Genomic DNA, 15,556 nt, shown 5'->3' with positions numbered 1-15,556 from the left:
CGATCGTCGGGCGGCCCGGGCGCGGGAGTTTCAGCGCCAGCGCGCCCACACGTAGGGCACCAGGGCGCGCAGGAAGTCCAGATCGGGTCCCGGCCGGGCGTCGGCGAAGGCCTGCTCGAAGTACTCCTCGGCGACCAGCAGGATGCCTTCGGCGTACTCGCGGGTGAAGTCGATGCTGCCGTACTCGTCCATCATCGAACGGATCCGGCGCACCATCTCCTCGGTCCGCTCGCTACGACTGCGGCGCAGATAGTCGCGCAGGGCGGCACGGTCGGCGCCGCGCGCGACATCCATCAAGTGCACCAACGTCAGAGTCCGCTTGCCCTCGTAGAGATCACCGAGGATCTCCTTGCCGTAGGTCTGTTCGTCGCCGATCAGATTGAGCAGGTCGTCGCGGATCTGGAAGGCCGCACCGAAGTGAAACCCGAAGCGCACCATGGGCCCCAGATCGGCCGTGCCGTTCGAGCCGATCAGTGCCCCGACCCGCAGCGGGTAGATGGTGGTGTACCAGCACGTCTTGTGCATGATCAGCTCGAGATAGTCCGCCGGTGCCAGGTTCTCGACATTGTCGAGCTGCCAGCCGACCTCGGTGGCTTGCCCCTCCAGGGTGCGCAGGGCCATCGTGTCGAACTCGGCCATCACCCGGTCGGCCAGGTCCCGATCCAACTGTCGGGTAGCGCGCCGCAGCACCTGGCTGGCGACGATCGCCAGGGCGTCGCCGGCGTTCAGCGCGGCGGCGAGTCCGTAGCCGGCCGAGAGCGTCGGCCGCCCGCGGCGCATCTCACTGCCATCGGCGATATCGTCGTGCACCAGAAAGGCGTTGTGCAACAACTCTATTGCCACCGCGATGCCCATCAGACCTGTCGAACTCGCCCCGAAACAGGCACCGGCAGACAGGCACAGCGCGGGACGCAGGGCCTTACCGGGCCGTGACGGATACTCGCGCATCGGCGCGTACAGCCATTGCACCGGTTCACCGTCGGGCATGGCGTCGAGCATCGCCCGGCGCACATCACGACCCACGAGCCGCAGTCGGCTCTCCACCTCTTCGACGAGCCCGGGCCGATCGGCCAGCGAGGTCACGCGGGCAGCTCCCGCACCGTCAGCGTGATCGGCAACCACAGCTCGGGGCGCCCCACGGTGAACAGGCTGCCCCGGTAGACACCGGGGGCGCACTCGGCACGGATCCGTAGATCGACTGCGCGACTGGATCGTCCGGGCATCTCGACGGTGTCGGGTAGCAGCGCCACATCGCCGGGGTTGCACACCTCGCCGGCGTCGGACTCCAATGCGCTCACCCGCAGCCGGACGGTGCCGACATCCCCGGCATCGCGGTTGCTCACCCAGATCTCGGTGGTCGTCACGGCCCCCACCAGCACCTCGACATCGAGTCGGCCGGCGGCGGTGTCGTCACCGAATTCCAGGGTGGGCGGTCCGGGGGTGCCGGCCGTCGGTGTACCACCGCGACCCAACTGATTCACCATGGCGAACCAGGATTTGAGCAGCGGCTCGATATCGGTGGCACCCCACAGGTCTGCCCGTTGATCGGGTGACAGGGCCGACCGCGAACCCATGGTGCCGCCGAGGGTGTTCACACTGTCGGAGGCGGCCGCGATGAAACGATCCACAAGTTTGCTGGCAGCGCGCAGACCTTCGGCCTGAATGGCCGTCAGGGCGCGCATGTTGGCGGTCGAGTCGAATACCGAGGCCCACGGAACCTCGTTGCCAACATTGTTGTCCATCGACGGTTTTGTCCCTTTACTCAGCCGCAAATAACATCGCTTGACGGTATGCTAGCTGCGCAAACACCGTGAGGAGGGGCGATGGTGGTGGGCAGGCAGGGAGTCCGGGAACTGCTCGGAATCTACGGTGCCCTCGACACCGCCGTCAGGCTTTCCGATCGCAACGAATTCCGTTCGGCCGTGGACAGTTTTCTGCCCGGGTATTCGACACACTGCGGGTGGCATACCGAGATCGAGCACGCGCTGTTCGAGGACCCGCGGGACCACACGGGCATCGAGGACTGTCTGACCCGAATCGTCGACTTCGACAACGACGGCCGACGACTGGCCCAGCCGCAGAAGGCACGTCTGCTGTTTGCGCTCGCGACCATCACCCGGCTCAACAAGCTCGACCCCGGTTGTCCGCTGCCCGAACTCACCGACGACGAGCACCGTGACCTCACCGTTCGGGCGCTCGCGGCCGCCGGTCCGGACAGCCGCGAGCACGCTGCACGCATCGACATCGCACACGCCCAACTCGACGATCTCGCCGACGGCGTGCGCCAGAACTTCGTCGGCCGCGGCGCCTTCTCCGCCGTCCGCAAGGTCGCACTGGACAAGAGCGTCATCGGCGAGCAGACCGCGCTGGCACCCATCTGTGACTCCGCGGTGGTGACCGTCAACGGGCTGGATTCCGTGGTCGTGGACTCGACGTTGCAGTCCGACCGTGTCTCGCTGACCAACCTCAAGGCGATCGTCAACCCGTACAACTGGGACGAGAACTATCCGCAGTTCTTCGTCGCGATGAAGGACTACCCCGGCAGCGAGATCTGTTCTGACGGCTGGCGCCGCGTACTCGAATCGGTGGCCTTCTTCGACGGGGTCGAGATCACGACACCGCTGAAGTATCTACCCATCGCCGACACCCGGTACTCGGCAATGCTGGAATACGACCTGGACATGTCCGAGTTCGACGCCGGCGACCGCCGGGTGCTGGTGGACCGCGGTTATATCAACATGACGGCGACGAATCAGGCCAGGGATCCGGACCAGAACGGCGTTCGGGTGCAGACCCGCAAGGTTGTGCACATCAGCGGTATCAGCCCGTTCGCGCAACAACGTCTGGTGTGTATCACCGGCTACGGCACCGCCTCCTCGGATTTCCTGCTCGGGCCGGCGGAGAAGCCGTCGAAGGAGGCCGAACCCTTCGAATTCCCGGTGAGCGAAGCCGCGGCGGATCAGGCCGATGTCGACGATCCGCCGGTGGCACTGCACCGGCACGCCGTGCCCGCGGCGGTCCAGGTATGGAACGACACGTTGATGGATGTCACCGGCCACTACGCCGATCTGGCCCAGAAGTGGTGGACCACCGGGGTGTCCGCGTCGGAACTCGCCGAGTTCGGCGGCCGGGTGGGCAGCCGGTTGGCTGCCGCGCCACTGACCTACCTGAACTCGATCAACCGGCCGCGATACCACGACAGTGGAGGTCCGTCGTGACCGATGCCGAGTGGATCCAGACCGGCGCCGGCGCCGTCCGCGGCTACCTGAGCCAGATCAATGCGATCGTCGAAAAGGCCGCCCGCACCGACGAAAAGGGGGTGTGGGGCGTCGATCCCTGGATCACCATCGTCCACGATCTGATCGACCTCCAGATCCGCACCGCCGCCCAGGGTGTGCAGTTGGGTCTGGCCGGTCCGTGGTGGCTCAAGCCGGTGGACCGCGAACCCGCGATCTCCAGCCCGATCGACGTGACTCCGGAGCCCTACCCACGCATCCTGTCGGTGGCACAGCCGTTCGAACGAGTCGGCCGCAAGGGCGCCAGACTGCCCGACGGCGCGCTGGCGTTCACGCCGCCGATCCTGCCCGCGGGCGCCACGAGTTTCCAGATCAAGCTGACCGATTACAACTACATCGGCGCCAATTACTCCGGAAAGGTCGGATTCCGCCGCGTGGACGCAAGCACGAATGTCGTGCCCCAGCCGTCGCTATCCGTCACCATAGGGCTGTGAGCGACGAGTACACCAAGCCGACCATCGAGGAGTTGCTCGACCGGGCAGTCGAGGCGCTCAACCGGCAGGACCACAGCACCGCCAAGTCTCTTGCCGGCCAGATCCTTGCCGTCGACCGCGACAATCTCGAAGCCGAAGAGGTGCTCGCGGCCTCCGACGACGGGTGTGTGGTCCAGCGGTTGACGTTGCTGTTCGTCGACCTGGTGGACTCCACCGGGCTGTCCACCCGGCTGGATCCCGAGACGTACCGCAATGTGATCCGGCGGTACCGCGACGAGGTGCAACGGATCGTCGGCTCGTATGAGGGCCACATCGGGTCCGCCCAGGGTGACGGTCTGCTGATCACCTTCGGTCACCCGACCCCGCATGAGAACGACGCACACCGCGCGGTATCGGCCGGGCTCGACCTGACCGCGGAGGTCGCCGCGCTGAGCCGACGATTCCGCCGCAGATTCGGTTTCGACGTGGCGATCCGGGTGGGTGTCCATCGCGGTGTGGTGACCATCGACCCGGTCCGTGACGAGGTGATCGGGGTCGGTGCCAACTTCGCCTCCCGGGTCTGCGATCTCGCCGAACCGGGCACGGTGGCGGTGTCCGAACCCGTCAAGCGGGTCCTGCGCGAGGACTTCACCCTGGAGGTGCGTCCGCCCCGTCCGGTCAAGGGATTCGACAAACCGTTGGAGCATTACCGGGTGCTCGCCGAGCGGACCGAGGCACCACTGCTCAGCGGGCCGCTGGTGGGCCGCGACGACGAACTGGCCTATCTGGAGCGTTGCTGGAGCGATGCGCTGACCGGGACGCTGGCCGTCTCCGGGATCGTCTTCAAGGGTGAGGGCGGCATCGGCAAGACCCGGTTGGCCGACGCGGCGATCGCGCTCGCCCGCCAGTCCGGGGCCGTCGTGCTGGGCATCTACGGTTCGCCCTTCCACACCGATGTCGGTCTGCGCCCGATCCGACGCATGCTGGAACGCACGAGCGGGATCGCCCGCGATGCCGATCCCGCCCAGGGACTGCGCCAGCTGCGCACCGAGGTGATCCGGCACGGCCTCGATCCGGATCAGACCGTGCCACTGCTCGCCCCGGTTCTCGGTATCGCACCGGGTGGTGGTTATCAGGTGCCGAATGCCAGCCCCGGCCGCCTCTACGACCAGATCGCCGAAACCGTGCACAACTATCTGCTCGCGGCCACCGGAACCGGCCCGGCGCTGGTCGTTTTCGAGGATGTGCACTGGTACGACGAGGACACCGTCGAGATCCTGCAGGCGCTGCTGGGCGCGGCGCCCGGCCGGCTGATGGTGGTCATCACCGGCCGGGAGGTGCCGCCGCTGGCCGGCTGCCACACCTTCGAGCTGAAACCGCTGGACGATCACGATTCCGAGATGCTGATCGCCGCACTGCATCCCGAACTCGATGACGGCGCACGCAGGGCCGTCACCGACCGATGTGACGGAATGCCGCTCTACATCGAAGAAGTCGTCGCCAAGATGCAGGCCGTCGCGAACGAGGCGATGCAGACCAGCGCGGTACCCGACACCCTGTACGAGGCACTTGTCGCCCGGCTGCGACTCGACGAGCGCTCCTGGCACGTGATCGAGGCGGCCGCGCTGATCGGCAGCCAGGTCGATCAGGGCCTGCTGGCGGCGGTCGTCGAACTGGACAGCCGGGCGATCAAGGACATCCTCGACGAGCTGACCCGCAACCGGGTCATGAAACCGTTCGGCAACGGCGGCTGGCGGTTCCGGCACGAGCTGCTGCGTGAGGTCGCGGCCGAGCTCCTGCCGTCGGGCGCGCGCAAGCGTCTGCACAACCGGATCGGCACAGCGCTGGTGAGCACCGCGGCCGACGGCACACCCGAATGGCCGCTGGTGGCACACCATTTCATGCGGGCCGAACAGTTCGAGGAAGCGTCCTCCAGCTACGAGAAGGCCGCCGCCGACGCCCGCCACCGCGGCGCCCTCAACGAATCGCGGTCACTGCTGACCCGCGCCCTGGACAGCATCGCCGCCATGCCCGCCGATGGGCACCGGCGCGACGAACGTGAAGTCGCGGTGCGACTGGAGCGTGGCTTCCTCTGCTTCGCCGCCAACGGGCACGCCAGCGTCGAGGCGGCCGCGGACTTCGAGCACTGCCTGCACATCATCGACAATCACCCCGGCGTGGAGATGTTCGCCACGTTCAGTGCGTTGTGGAGCTTCTTCGCCTCCCGCGGAGATCTGCGCCGCTCGGCTCAGCTGGTGGATGCGCTGCGCAGCAATATCGCCGATATGCCGCCGTGGTACCAGGCCGTCATGGACGCGGTGTCCGGCTCACTGGCCCTGTTCCGCGGTGAGCTCAACAGTGCACGGGAGCTGCTGGAGTCGGCTGCGGCGGCGATCGAGAACATGGAATCGCCTGAGATCGACGGTGATTGGTACGCCCCCAACGATCCGGTCGGCGGCATGTACGCCCTGCTGGGCCTGACCCGCTATCTACAGGGCGATCTGGACGGCGCGATCACTTCGTTCGCCGATATGGAAAAGCGTTGCCAGACGTTGATGTTCCCGCACGGACCGTTCACCGAATGTTACGGCCGGGTGCAAGAGGCCGTGGTCCGCACCGATGCCGGCCAATGCGGTCACGCCCTCGATCTGGCCAATCGGATCGCCGAGATCGCCACCCAGAACGGGCTCGACGAATGGGTGATGATCTCGGCCACCGCGGCGGCGAACGCGGGCACGAAGGCGGCGTTGGCCGCCGCCGATCAGCCGTCCCTGAACGAGGCCACCGAGGCTCTCACCGCGCTGGTGCAGGTCTGGCGGGATTTCGATCTGAAGGCCTTCTTATGCTGGTATGAAGCGGGTTTGGCCGCGGCCCTGCTCGGTGCGGGACGGGTGCAGGACGCACGGCTGCGCGTCGACATGGCCCTGGAGATGTCGGCCGACACCTCGTGGCAGCTGTTCGACGCCGAGCTCCTGCGCATCCGCGCGCACACCCAGGAGTCCACGCAAGACCGGGACACCGACCTGGCCCGAGCCGTCGAACTGGCCCGCCGGCAGGGCGCCCTCGCGTCTGAGCTGCGGGCCACCGCCGACCGGTTCGTGATCGACAACACACGCCACCGTGACGAGTTGGCCGATGTGCTGAGCCGTTTTCCCGCCGAACAGGAGTGGCCCGCCCTCGCCGCGGCCCGCGCACTCCTGCACTGATGCCGAGCCGGGGTAAGGTCGCCATTCTGGGCGGCGGTATGGCGGGGCTCAGTGCCGCCTGGCGGCTCAGCGAACCGGGCTGGCGGCAGCGCTTCGACTCGATCACCGTCTACCAACGCGGCTGGCGGCTCGGCGGCAAGGGCGCGTCGAGTCGCGGCGTGCACGACCGCATCGAGGAACACGGACTGCACATCTGGCTGGGCTCCTACGAGAACGCGTTCACCCTGCTGCGTGAGTGTTATGCCGAAATCGACCGCGGATCAACCGATCCCGATGCGCCGATCCGGTCCTGGGATCAGGCGTTGGCACCGGCCGACGAGCTCGGGATGGCCGACCGCTGGCGCGGCGAATGGTCGCTGTGGCCCGGCGCGTTTCCGCACAACCCGGAGCTGCCCGGCGAGCCGCACGCCGACGGCCGCGATATCACGGTGGTGGACTTCCTGATGCGGGTATTGGAACTCGTACGGGGTTTTGCCGACTCACTCGACGAGCAGCTGCCTGCAGAACCCAGCACGCATCGGCTGTTCCTGGACATCGTCGGACAGATCGATCGTGGCACCCGGGCCGCACTGGCCGAACCGGCCGGCTCCGCCGCGCTCGGCGATGTTCTCGACGATCCGCTCACTGCCATCCGCACGGCGCTCGACTACGAGCACCGCGCCGACCACCGCCGATTCTGGCTGCTGCTGTCGATGTTGACCGCGACCGCGCGCGGTTTGATCGCCGACAACCTGCTGACCGATCCGGCCGGGTTCCGGGCGATCAATGACGAGGAGTACGGCGACTGGCTGCGCCGCCACGGCGCCCACCCCGATGTACTGGATTTCGCGTTGGTGCGTGGGCTGTACGACATGGTGTTCGGCTACGCCGACGGTGATTGCGAAAAGCCCTCCTTTGCAGCGGGGTTGGCGGTCCTGCTGACCGGTATCGCACTGTTCCAGTACAAGGGCGCGTTCTTCTGGAAGATGACGGCCGGGATGGGTGATGTCGTGATCGCCCCGATGTATCAGGCACTGCGCCGGCGCGGTGTCGACTTCGAATTCTTCCACCGTGTCGATGCATTGCACCTCGACGACCGGCACACGCACATCGCCGCCATCACACTCGGTCGCCAGCTGGACCTGGCCGACGGTGTCGAGCACTACGATCCGCTGATCCGGGTCGGCGGTCTGCCGGTGTTCCCGCACGCACCGTTGAAAATCCAGATCGCCGATACCGACCGGCGGCTCGACGATCTGGAATCACATTTCGCCGAGCGCGATGACACCGAGCGCCGGGTGCTGCGGCACGGCACCGATTTCCATCAGGTCGTGCTGGCGACATCGGCTGCGATGGTGACGATGGTCTGCGCCGAGCTGATCGCCGACCGGCGCGAATGGCGGGACATGACCCGGCATGTGAAAACGGTGGCCACCCAGGCATTTCAGTTGTGGCTGGCACCCGATGAACCGACGCTCGGCTGGCCCCGACCCGGCGTGACCACCAGCGGGTACGTGGCACCATTCGACACCTGGGCCTCGATGCCACAGACACTGTGGGCCGAGAACTGGCCCCCGGCAGAGGAACCTAAGACGGTCGCGTACTTCTGCGGTGTCTTCGACGCCCCCTGGCCTCCCGATGCCGCCGACGCCGATTACGTGCGGCAATGCCGGCAACGGGTGCTCGCCACCGCGCGGGAACACCTGGACCGCCACATCGGCTTCTACCTTCCGGGCGCGGTCGACGACGACGGTTTCGCCTGGCACCTGCTCTGCGGATCGGACGGTCGCCGTGGCACGGACGCCCTGGAGACCCAGCATGTCAGTGTGAACATCGATCCGTCCGATAGGTATGTGCAGTCGGTACCCGGCTCGGACAAGTACCGGTTACGTTCCGACGAGAGCGGTTACGACAATCTGGTGCTCGCCGGGGACTGGACCGATTCCGGGATCAACGCCGGGTGCATCGAGGCCGCCGTGATGTCGGGCCTGCAGGCAGCCAACAGTCTGCTCGGCCGCAGCCGGTTTCACCGCATCCGCGGGTTCTACCTGCCATGAGGTCAGGGCAGGGCCGTCGTGGTGAGCGTGACGCCGTGTTCCGGCAGCCGGTCCAGCAGTAGATCTCCCATCGCCGATACCGGGGTCAACACACCGCGGAGATCCGTCAGCCGTTCCCGGTCGCGCACAAAAGCCAGCGCCGCGACACCGAGAAGTGTTGCGGTGGCGGTGTATCCGGGATCGCCGTCCTGCGCCATGGTCGCGACATAACGGCGCCCGGCACTGGTGGTGGTGTACGTTTCGACCCGGTATCGCCCCTGGGGGCCCTGGTCGTGGCCGGTATCGGAATCCGGCAGCATGCGGTCCACCACGTCCGGGCCGAGCATGCGCAGGTAGGCACCGCCCAGCCGAGAGGCGGCCGTGATGGTCAGCCCGCTCATCGTCGCCAACATGGGCGCCATCGGTGATGACCCGTAGCTCAGCGTCTCGGTGTAGCGCAGTTGACGGCCGTACGCCCAGCCCAGCAGCGCATTGGTGCGCCGCACACAGCGGGTGTTGTACAGCGCCATCAGGTAACCACCGGTCCACAGCCCGGTGAGCTCGGGGGCGATCTCCGCGCCGCTGAACGCCGGGACATCGGGCTGGGCACCCAGATCCGGTTCGCCGGCGCGGTCCGGGCTCAGACTGTAGGGGTCGTCCAGGATTTTGCGCAGCTGCGGATCGTCATGCGCACTGCGCATCAGATCGACCATGGTGCGCAATGAGCCACCGGAACAGCCACCCGAATAGGCGCGCAGCACGAAGGTGGTCCGGTCCAGGTCCCCGGTGTCATCGGCGATGGCCCGGCGGTGCAGGGCATAGACGGTGAGATCGGAAGGGATGGAATCGAATCCGCAGGAGTGCACCAGCCGCGCCCCACTGTCGGCCGCAATTCGGTGGCAGCGGTCGATGCTGGCGTGGACGAAAGGCACCTCGCCGGCCAGATCCAGATAGTCGGTGCCGGCGCGCGCACAGGCCTGCACCAGCGGCAGACCCACCGCCGAGTACGGCCCGACGGTGCTCACCAAGACCTGCGTCCGGGCGGCCAGCACCGCCAGATCTGCCGCGGAGTCCAGGTCGGCGGCGATCAGCGGCCAGTCCTGCGCCGCCGACCCCAACGAGGCGCGCAGCGCTTCCAGTCGAGCGGACGAGCGCCCGGCCAGCGCGATGCGCAGCCCGGCACCGTGGGACTCGAGAAAAGCGGCGACGAACCGTCCGACGAAGCCGGTCCCGCCGTAAAGGACGAGGTCCAGGTCACGCTGGGCGCGCATGCGGGCCAACGCTACCCGTCGCGGCCGCGCCGTTCCCGGTAAGCGGCGACATGCTGACGGTTGCCGCAGTTTCCGGTGTCGCAGAAGATCTTCGACCGGTTCCGGGAGATATCGAAAAGTACAGCACCACAATCCGGTGCGGCACACACCTTGAGCCGGCGCAGTTCCCCGCCGCGGACCAGATCGGCCAGCGCCATGGCCATCTCGGCGCCCATCCGCTGGGCCAGCGGGTCGTGGATGGAGGCCAGGTGCAGGTGCCACTCGGGCATCTCGGCGTGCCGGGTCAGCCAGGGCGAGGCGTTGGTATCGGCCAGCAGCGCATTGACCTGCCCGACGGTGCGTTCCTCGTCGTCGGCGCATTCCCAGAGCCGGCCGAGGCGTTCCCGCAGCCGATGCACCGCGGCCAACTCGGCGCCGTCGCGGTCGCGACGTCCGGTCCAGCCGAACTCGGCCAGGTAGGCGTCCAGACCGGCCAGCTCCGCGAAATCGTCACCGTCCACCCGATCGCTGTTGATCAGGACGCAGGCCGCCCGCAGTGTGAGCTCCGTGTCATGAGTGAAAATCATTTGACGCATGACTCCCGTCGTGCCTATTGTCATGAGCAATATCCATTTTACTCATTACACCCCGGAGTGCTTCATGACGGCGATCGACGCGCGCGCGACCAACAGGTTCCGACTCGGGCTGATGTTCGCGATCACCTCCGCGTTCACCTTCGGGATGTCCGGTCCGCTGGCCAAGGCCCTGATGGAGGCCGGCTGGACCCCGACCGCCGCGGTCACGGCCCGACTGGCCGGCGGTGCACTGGCGATGGCCGCCTTCGCCGGCTACGCGCGGCCAGCCTGGATCCGCGAGGCCCTGGCGCATCGCGGCACCGTGATCGCCTACGGCCTGATCCCGATCGCCGGCGCGCAGCTCTGCTACTACAACGCGGTCTCGCATCTGTCCGTGGGCGTGGCCCTGCTGCTGGAGTACACCGCCCCGATCCTGGTCGTCGGCTGGTTGTGGGCCACCACCCGGCGTCGCCCGGCCGTCATGACCCTGGCCGGCGCCGCACTGGCGATCCTCGGGATCATGCTGGTGCTCGATGTGTTCGCCGGTGCTCACATCAATTCGACGGGCGTGGCCTGGGGCCTGGCCGCCGCGATCTGCGCGGCCTGCTACTTCATGATGTCGGAGAAGGCCAGCTCGGACGGCACCGGGCTGAGCCCCATCACACTGGCTGCCGGCGGCCTGGTCGTCGGCGCCCTGGCCGTCGCGGCACTCGGCGTCTCGGGTGTGATGCCGCTGCGCTTCACCGCCGCGGACACCGTTGTCGCCGGGTTCACCGTGGCCTGGTACATCCCGGTCATCGCGCTGGCGCTGATCCCCACCGCGATCGCCTACACGCTGGGCATCATGGGCGTCGCCCGCCTGCGGCCCCGGTTCGCCTCCTTGGTCGGGCTGTCCGAGGTGCTGTTCGCGGTGCTCATCGCCTGGCTGGTGCTCGGCGAGGCCGTGTCGGTCACCCAGGCCGTCGGCGGCGCCGTCGTGCTGGCAGGTCTGGCGCTGGCCCGTCAGGGCGATCGCTCCGATCAGGTCGCGCAGGCGAATTGGCCGGATGTTCCGCCACCGGCAGAACGGCCGATTGCCCATACCTGAACTTGAAATGTGAAGATGTGCTCATGAAGTTGCGCACGATGGCGGCCCGCTCGGCCGCGCTGGGCTCGGCCCTGGTCTCCACACTTGCCGTACTTGCCGCCCCGGCACCATTGGCGTCGGCCGAGCCCGCCTGCTCGGATGTGGAGTTGATGTTCGCGCGCGGTACCAGCGAGGCCCCCGGCATCGGTCGGGTGGGCGTGGCGCTCGAGCAGGCGTTACGACCTCAGCTCGGCGGACGCACGCTGAGCACATACGGGATCAACTACCCGGCCACCTATGACTTCTTCCGCGCGGCCGACGGCGCGTACGACGCCGTCAACCGGATCACCTACCTGGCCCAGAACTGCCCCAACACCCGCGTGGTGCTCGGCGGCTACTCGCAGGGCGCGGCGATCGTGAACATGCTCGTGGGTCTGCCGCCGGTCGGTGACCGCATCGGCGATATCGGCTCCGCACCGCCGCTGCCGGGCAACCTGGCCGGCAATGTCGCGGCGATGGCGACGTTCGGCAATGCCGGGGCGAAGTTCAGCTACCCGATATCAACAGCTCCCCCGCCGTTCAGCGGGCGCGGTATCGACCTGTGCGAGGACGGTGACCCGATCTGCTCCCGCGGGCGGAACCCGTTCGCACACACCCGGTACGAGAACTCCGCGGCGATCGGGCAGGCAGCCGGTTTCATCGCGGCGCGTGTCTGACGGAATTTGATTAGCTCGACTTCGCGTTAAGCTTTGGTGTGGGCATCAAGCTGATCCGTCGTTGCACCCTGGTCCTTGCCGCCGCAATCACCGCGGCCGGCAGTCTGATCATCACCCCGGCAGCCCCGGCACAGGCCGAAGGTTGTCCCGATATCGAGGTCGTCTTCGCGCGCGGCACCAACGAGGACCCCGGGCTGGGCCGCATCGGCAATGCGTTCGTGAACTCACTGCGCGGCAAGGTCGGCGGTCGCTCGGTGGGCACCTACGCCGTGAACTATCCGGCCAGCTACGACTTCCTGGCCGCCGCCAACGGCGCCAACGACGCGAGCGCCCACATCCAATGGATGATCAACAACTGCCCCACCACCCGCCTGGTGCTGGGCGGCTACTCACAGGGCGCGGCCGTCATCGACGTCATCGCCGCAGTGCCGGTACCGGCCATCGGATTCAACGCCCCGCTTCCGCCCAACACCCCCGAGCACGTCGCCGCACTGGCGGTCTTCGGCAATCCGTCGGCCAAGGTGGGTCTGCCGCTGACGGTCAGCCCGGTGTGGGCTCCGCGCTCGATCGACCTGTGCAATCCGGGTGACCCGGTATGCACCGGTGGCGAGGACGTCGCAGCTCACCGGGCCTATGACGGTGGCCCGGCAGATCAGGCCGCCACCTTCGTGGCCGGCCTGCTCTGAGCAGCAACCTGAGTACAATTGCGCTGGTGTCCAGCCGAACCCTCTCAGCAAAGCGCCGTGGGCGTAAGTTCCTCGCGACCGTGGCCACGGTGGCGGCCGCCGTCGGTGGATTCATGGCGTCGGTCACCATCGTCCCCGCGGCACAGCTGTCGGTCGCGTCGGCCGAACCGTGCGCACCCGTCGAGGTGATCTTCGCCCGCGGCCGCAACGAGGCCCCCGGTGTCGGACGGCTCGGCAACAACTTCGTCGGCACGCTGAACGCCCGGCTGCCCCAGCCCGTCGGCGTCTACGGCGTCAACTACCCGGCCAACACCGAGATCGCCGCGGGCGCCAATGACATCAGCAACCGGATCCAGTACATGGCCGGGGCCTGCCCGGCCACCAGGCTGATCGTCGGCGGCTACTCGCTGGGCGCGGCCTCGGCGGTGCTCGCCCTGTCGGCCAACCAGTCGGGCCTGGGCTTCAACCGTCCACTGCCGCCCGGGATGGACTCCCATATCGCCGCAGTCGTGCTGGTCGGCAACTTCTCCAAGTCGATTCCTGGCCATCAAATCGCCGCGCAGTACCTTGAGCGCACCATCGATGTGTGTAATGCCGAGGACCCGGTCTGCTCGGGCAGCCTGCCCAACGACCTGAACGACCTGCAGCGGGTCTGGGGGGATCATCTGCAGGACGGCTACATCGGTTCCGGGTTGATCGACCAGGCCGCCGATTTCGCGGCCGCCCGGGTCCGTTAGCGGCAAACTTTCGCAGCGCGAGCGTCAATTCCGGCCGCTACAATCGGCACGGTGATCTTGATGTCGAGGGGTCGGATCCGCACGCGTGGGGTGCTTGTCGCAGCTGTGCTGCTTGTCCTGTCCACCCTCGCCCCACCGGCCATGCTGCCGGTCGCCACGGCGGCCTGTCCCGATGCCGAGTTGATCTTCGCGCGTGGGCGGATGGAGTCCCCCGGGGCCGGCCAGATCGGCAATGCGCTGGCCAGTGCGCTGCGCTCCAAGTCCGGCAAGAACGTCTCGCTGTACGCGGTGAAGTATCCGGCCGACACCCAGATCGACATCGGTGCCAACGATATGAGCGCGCGTGTGCAGCACATGGCGGCCACCTGCCCCGACACCCGCCTGGTGCTTGGCGGGTACTCGCTGGGCGCGGCGGTGACCGATGTGGTGCTCGCTGTTCCCTTCGGCGTGTTCGGCTTCCGGAATCCGTTGCCGCCGGGGCTGGATCAGAAGGTCACCGCGGTGGCCCTGTTCGGCAACGGCATCGCGTGGGTCGGGCCGATCTCCAATTTCAATCCGCTCTATCAGGAGCGCACCATCGAGTTGTGCCACGGCGACGACCCGATCTGCAATCCCACCGATCCCGAGAACTGGCAGGACTACTGGGCTGATCACCTCGCGCCGGCCTATATCGGCGCAGGCATGGTCAACCAGGCCGCCGACTTCGTCGCCCCGCGACTGTAACTCAGAGTGTGCGCAGGTCGCGGGTGATCTCGATCCGCGCCGCCAACTCCGCATCGGGCGGATAGTCGACACCGACCAGCGTCAGCCCGCGTGCCGGGGCGGCCGCGAAATCGCTGGACCGCCGCGCGGCGTCCAGCAGCGTGGCCGTCCAGTCCGGGTCACGGCGACCCTCCCCGACGGCCAGCAGCGCACCGACCAGAGAGCGCACCATCGACCAGCAGAACGCGTCGGCGGTGACGTACGCGGTGATCAGATCACCGTTGCGTGCCCAGTCCAGGCGCTGCAGATCCCGGATGGTGGTGGCACCCTCACGGTGCCGGCAGAAGGCGGCGAAATCGTGCAGCCCGATCAGATGCCGCGAGGCAGCAGCCATCGCGTCGACATCCAGCGCGCGCAGCCACGGGGTGACGAACCGGGCCTGCTGCGGCATCACCCCGTACGACGCTGTGCCGAGCCGGTATTCGTAGTGCCGGCGCAGCGCCGAGAACCGGGCGTCGAAACCGTCCGGCGCGCGTGTCACGTCCAGCACCCGGATCTCCTCGGGCACAAAGCGACTCAGCCGCCGAACCAGCGGCAGGAATTCGGGTTCGCCCGCCGGGCGGGTGGTGCGCGGGTAGGCATGGGCCAGTGCGTCGCCGGGCACGTCGACGTGGGCCACCTGTCCGGAGGCGTGCACACCGGCGTCGGTGCGGCCGGCGGCACGCAGCACCACCGGGGTGCGGAACACCGTCGACAGCGCCTCCTCGAGCACACCGGCCACGGTGCGTTGCCCGACATTGGTGGCCCACCCGGCGAAATCGGTGCCGTCGTAGGCTACGTCCAGGCGAAGACGAACAAACCCGCCACCTGTCGAAGTGGCGGGTTCGTTCACAG

Annotated in this window: 14 protein-coding genes; 9 read left to right on the top strand and 5 right to left on the bottom strand. The window is 67.6% G+C overall.

Features of this window, described 5'->3' with window-relative positions; genetic code table 11:
• Window positions 1-30: 30 nt before the first annotated feature.
• Window positions 31-1,083 (bottom strand): polyprenyl synthetase family protein, encoded by a 1,053-nt coding sequence (locus tag ACLBYA_RS29395; protein WP_447713008.1) that lies wholly within the window; start codon window positions 1,081-1,083, stop codon window positions 31-33.
• Entirely contained in the window at window positions 1,080-1,742 is a 663-nt protein-coding gene (locus ACLBYA_RS29390; RefSeq protein ID WP_447713007.1) for a hypothetical protein, read from the bottom strand. The genes ACLBYA_RS29395 and ACLBYA_RS29390 overlap by 4 nt, the downstream gene beginning before the upstream one ends.
• An 81-nt stretch (window positions 1,743-1,823) precedes the next feature.
• Here ACLBYA_RS29390 and ACLBYA_RS29385 point away from each other — a divergent pair, with 81 nt between their 5' ends.
• The 4 genes from ACLBYA_RS29385 to ACLBYA_RS29370 are packed head-to-tail and all read left to right on the top strand — an operon-like array spanning window position 1,824 to window position 8,951.
• Window positions 1,824-3,218 carry a hypothetical protein gene (locus ACLBYA_RS29385; RefSeq protein ID WP_447713006.1) on the top strand — a complete coding sequence of 465 codons (1,395 nt, stop codon included), beginning with the start codon at window positions 1,824-1,826 and terminating at the stop codon, window positions 3,216-3,218.
• Window positions 3,215-3,730: a hypothetical protein gene (locus ACLBYA_RS29380; protein WP_447713005.1), complete on the top strand. Its 516-nt coding sequence runs from the start codon at window positions 3,215-3,217 to the stop codon at window positions 3,728-3,730. The genes ACLBYA_RS29385 and ACLBYA_RS29380 overlap by 4 nt, the downstream gene beginning before the upstream one ends.
• The gene (locus tag ACLBYA_RS29375; protein WP_447713004.1) at window positions 3,727-6,915 is read left to right on the top strand and encodes an ATP-binding protein; all 3,189 of its coding nucleotides are present in this window, start codon (window positions 3,727-3,729) and stop codon (window positions 6,913-6,915) included. Before ACLBYA_RS29380 ends, ACLBYA_RS29375 begins: the two co-directional genes overlap by 4 nt.
• Window positions 6,915-8,951, top strand: coding sequence for an FAD-dependent oxidoreductase (locus ACLBYA_RS29370; protein ID WP_447713003.1), 2,037 nt, complete (start codon window positions 6,915-6,917; stop codon window positions 8,949-8,951). The genes ACLBYA_RS29375 and ACLBYA_RS29370 overlap by 1 nt, the downstream gene beginning before the upstream one ends.
• 2 nt (window positions 8,952-8,953) lie before the next feature.
• On the opposite strand, the gene ACLBYA_RS29365 is transcribed toward ACLBYA_RS29370, so the two are convergent.
• Together ACLBYA_RS29365 and ACLBYA_RS29360 are read right to left on the bottom strand one after the other, a co-directional pair.
• A complete protein-coding gene (locus ACLBYA_RS29365) occupies window positions 8,954-10,201 on the bottom strand; it encodes a saccharopine dehydrogenase family protein (protein ID WP_447713002.1) in 1,248 nt (415 codons plus the stop codon).
• Between the two features lie 11 nt (window positions 10,202-10,212).
• Complete coding sequence (locus ACLBYA_RS29360) at window positions 10,213-10,767, bottom strand: CGNR zinc finger domain-containing protein (protein WP_447713001.1); 555 nt, start codon at window positions 10,765-10,767, stop codon at window positions 10,213-10,215.
• A 73-nt stretch (window positions 10,768-10,840) separates the two neighbouring features.
• Here ACLBYA_RS29360 and ACLBYA_RS29355 point away from each other — a divergent pair, with 73 nt between their 5' ends.
• From ACLBYA_RS29355 to ACLBYA_RS29335, 5 genes are read left to right on the top strand one after another with little or no spacing between them, the layout of a single operon-like run.
• Window positions 10,841-11,842, top strand: a complete 1,002-nt coding sequence (locus ACLBYA_RS29355) for an EamA family transporter (RefSeq protein ID WP_447713000.1) — start codon at window positions 10,841-10,843, stop codon at window positions 11,840-11,842.
• Window positions 11,843-11,865: 23 nt separating this feature from the next.
• A complete protein-coding gene (locus tag ACLBYA_RS29350) occupies window positions 11,866-12,537 on the top strand; it encodes a cutinase family protein (protein WP_447712999.1) in 672 nt (223 codons plus the stop codon).
• A gap of 44 nt (window positions 12,538-12,581) precedes the next feature.
• Window positions 12,582-13,223: a cutinase family protein gene (locus ACLBYA_RS29345; RefSeq protein ID WP_447713048.1), complete on the top strand. Its 642-nt coding sequence runs from the start codon at window positions 12,582-12,584 to the stop codon at window positions 13,221-13,223.
• Window positions 13,224-13,249: 26 nt separating this feature from the next.
• Complete coding sequence (locus tag ACLBYA_RS29340) at window positions 13,250-13,960, top strand: cutinase family protein (RefSeq protein WP_447712998.1); 711 nt, start codon at window positions 13,250-13,252, stop codon at window positions 13,958-13,960.
• 60 nt (window positions 13,961-14,020) lie between these two features.
• Window positions 14,021-14,683 carry a cutinase family protein gene (locus ACLBYA_RS29335; RefSeq protein ID WP_447712997.1) on the top strand — a complete coding sequence of 221 codons (663 nt, stop codon included), beginning with the start codon at window positions 14,021-14,023 and terminating at the stop codon, window positions 14,681-14,683.
• Between the two features lies 1 nt (window position 14,684).
• On the opposite strand, the gene truA is transcribed toward ACLBYA_RS29335, so the two are convergent.
• Window positions 14,685-15,554 carry a tRNA pseudouridine(38-40) synthase TruA gene (truA, locus tag ACLBYA_RS29330; RefSeq protein ID WP_447712996.1) on the bottom strand — a complete coding sequence of 290 codons (870 nt, stop codon included), beginning with the start codon at window positions 15,552-15,554 and terminating at the stop codon, window positions 14,685-14,687.
• Window positions 15,555-15,556: the final 2 nt, after the last annotated feature.

Source organism: Mycobacterium sp. C31M (assembly GCF_053345865.1).
The sequence above is the reverse complement of the archived record's forward strand: the minus strand, read 5'-3'. Positions and strand labels throughout refer to the sequence as shown.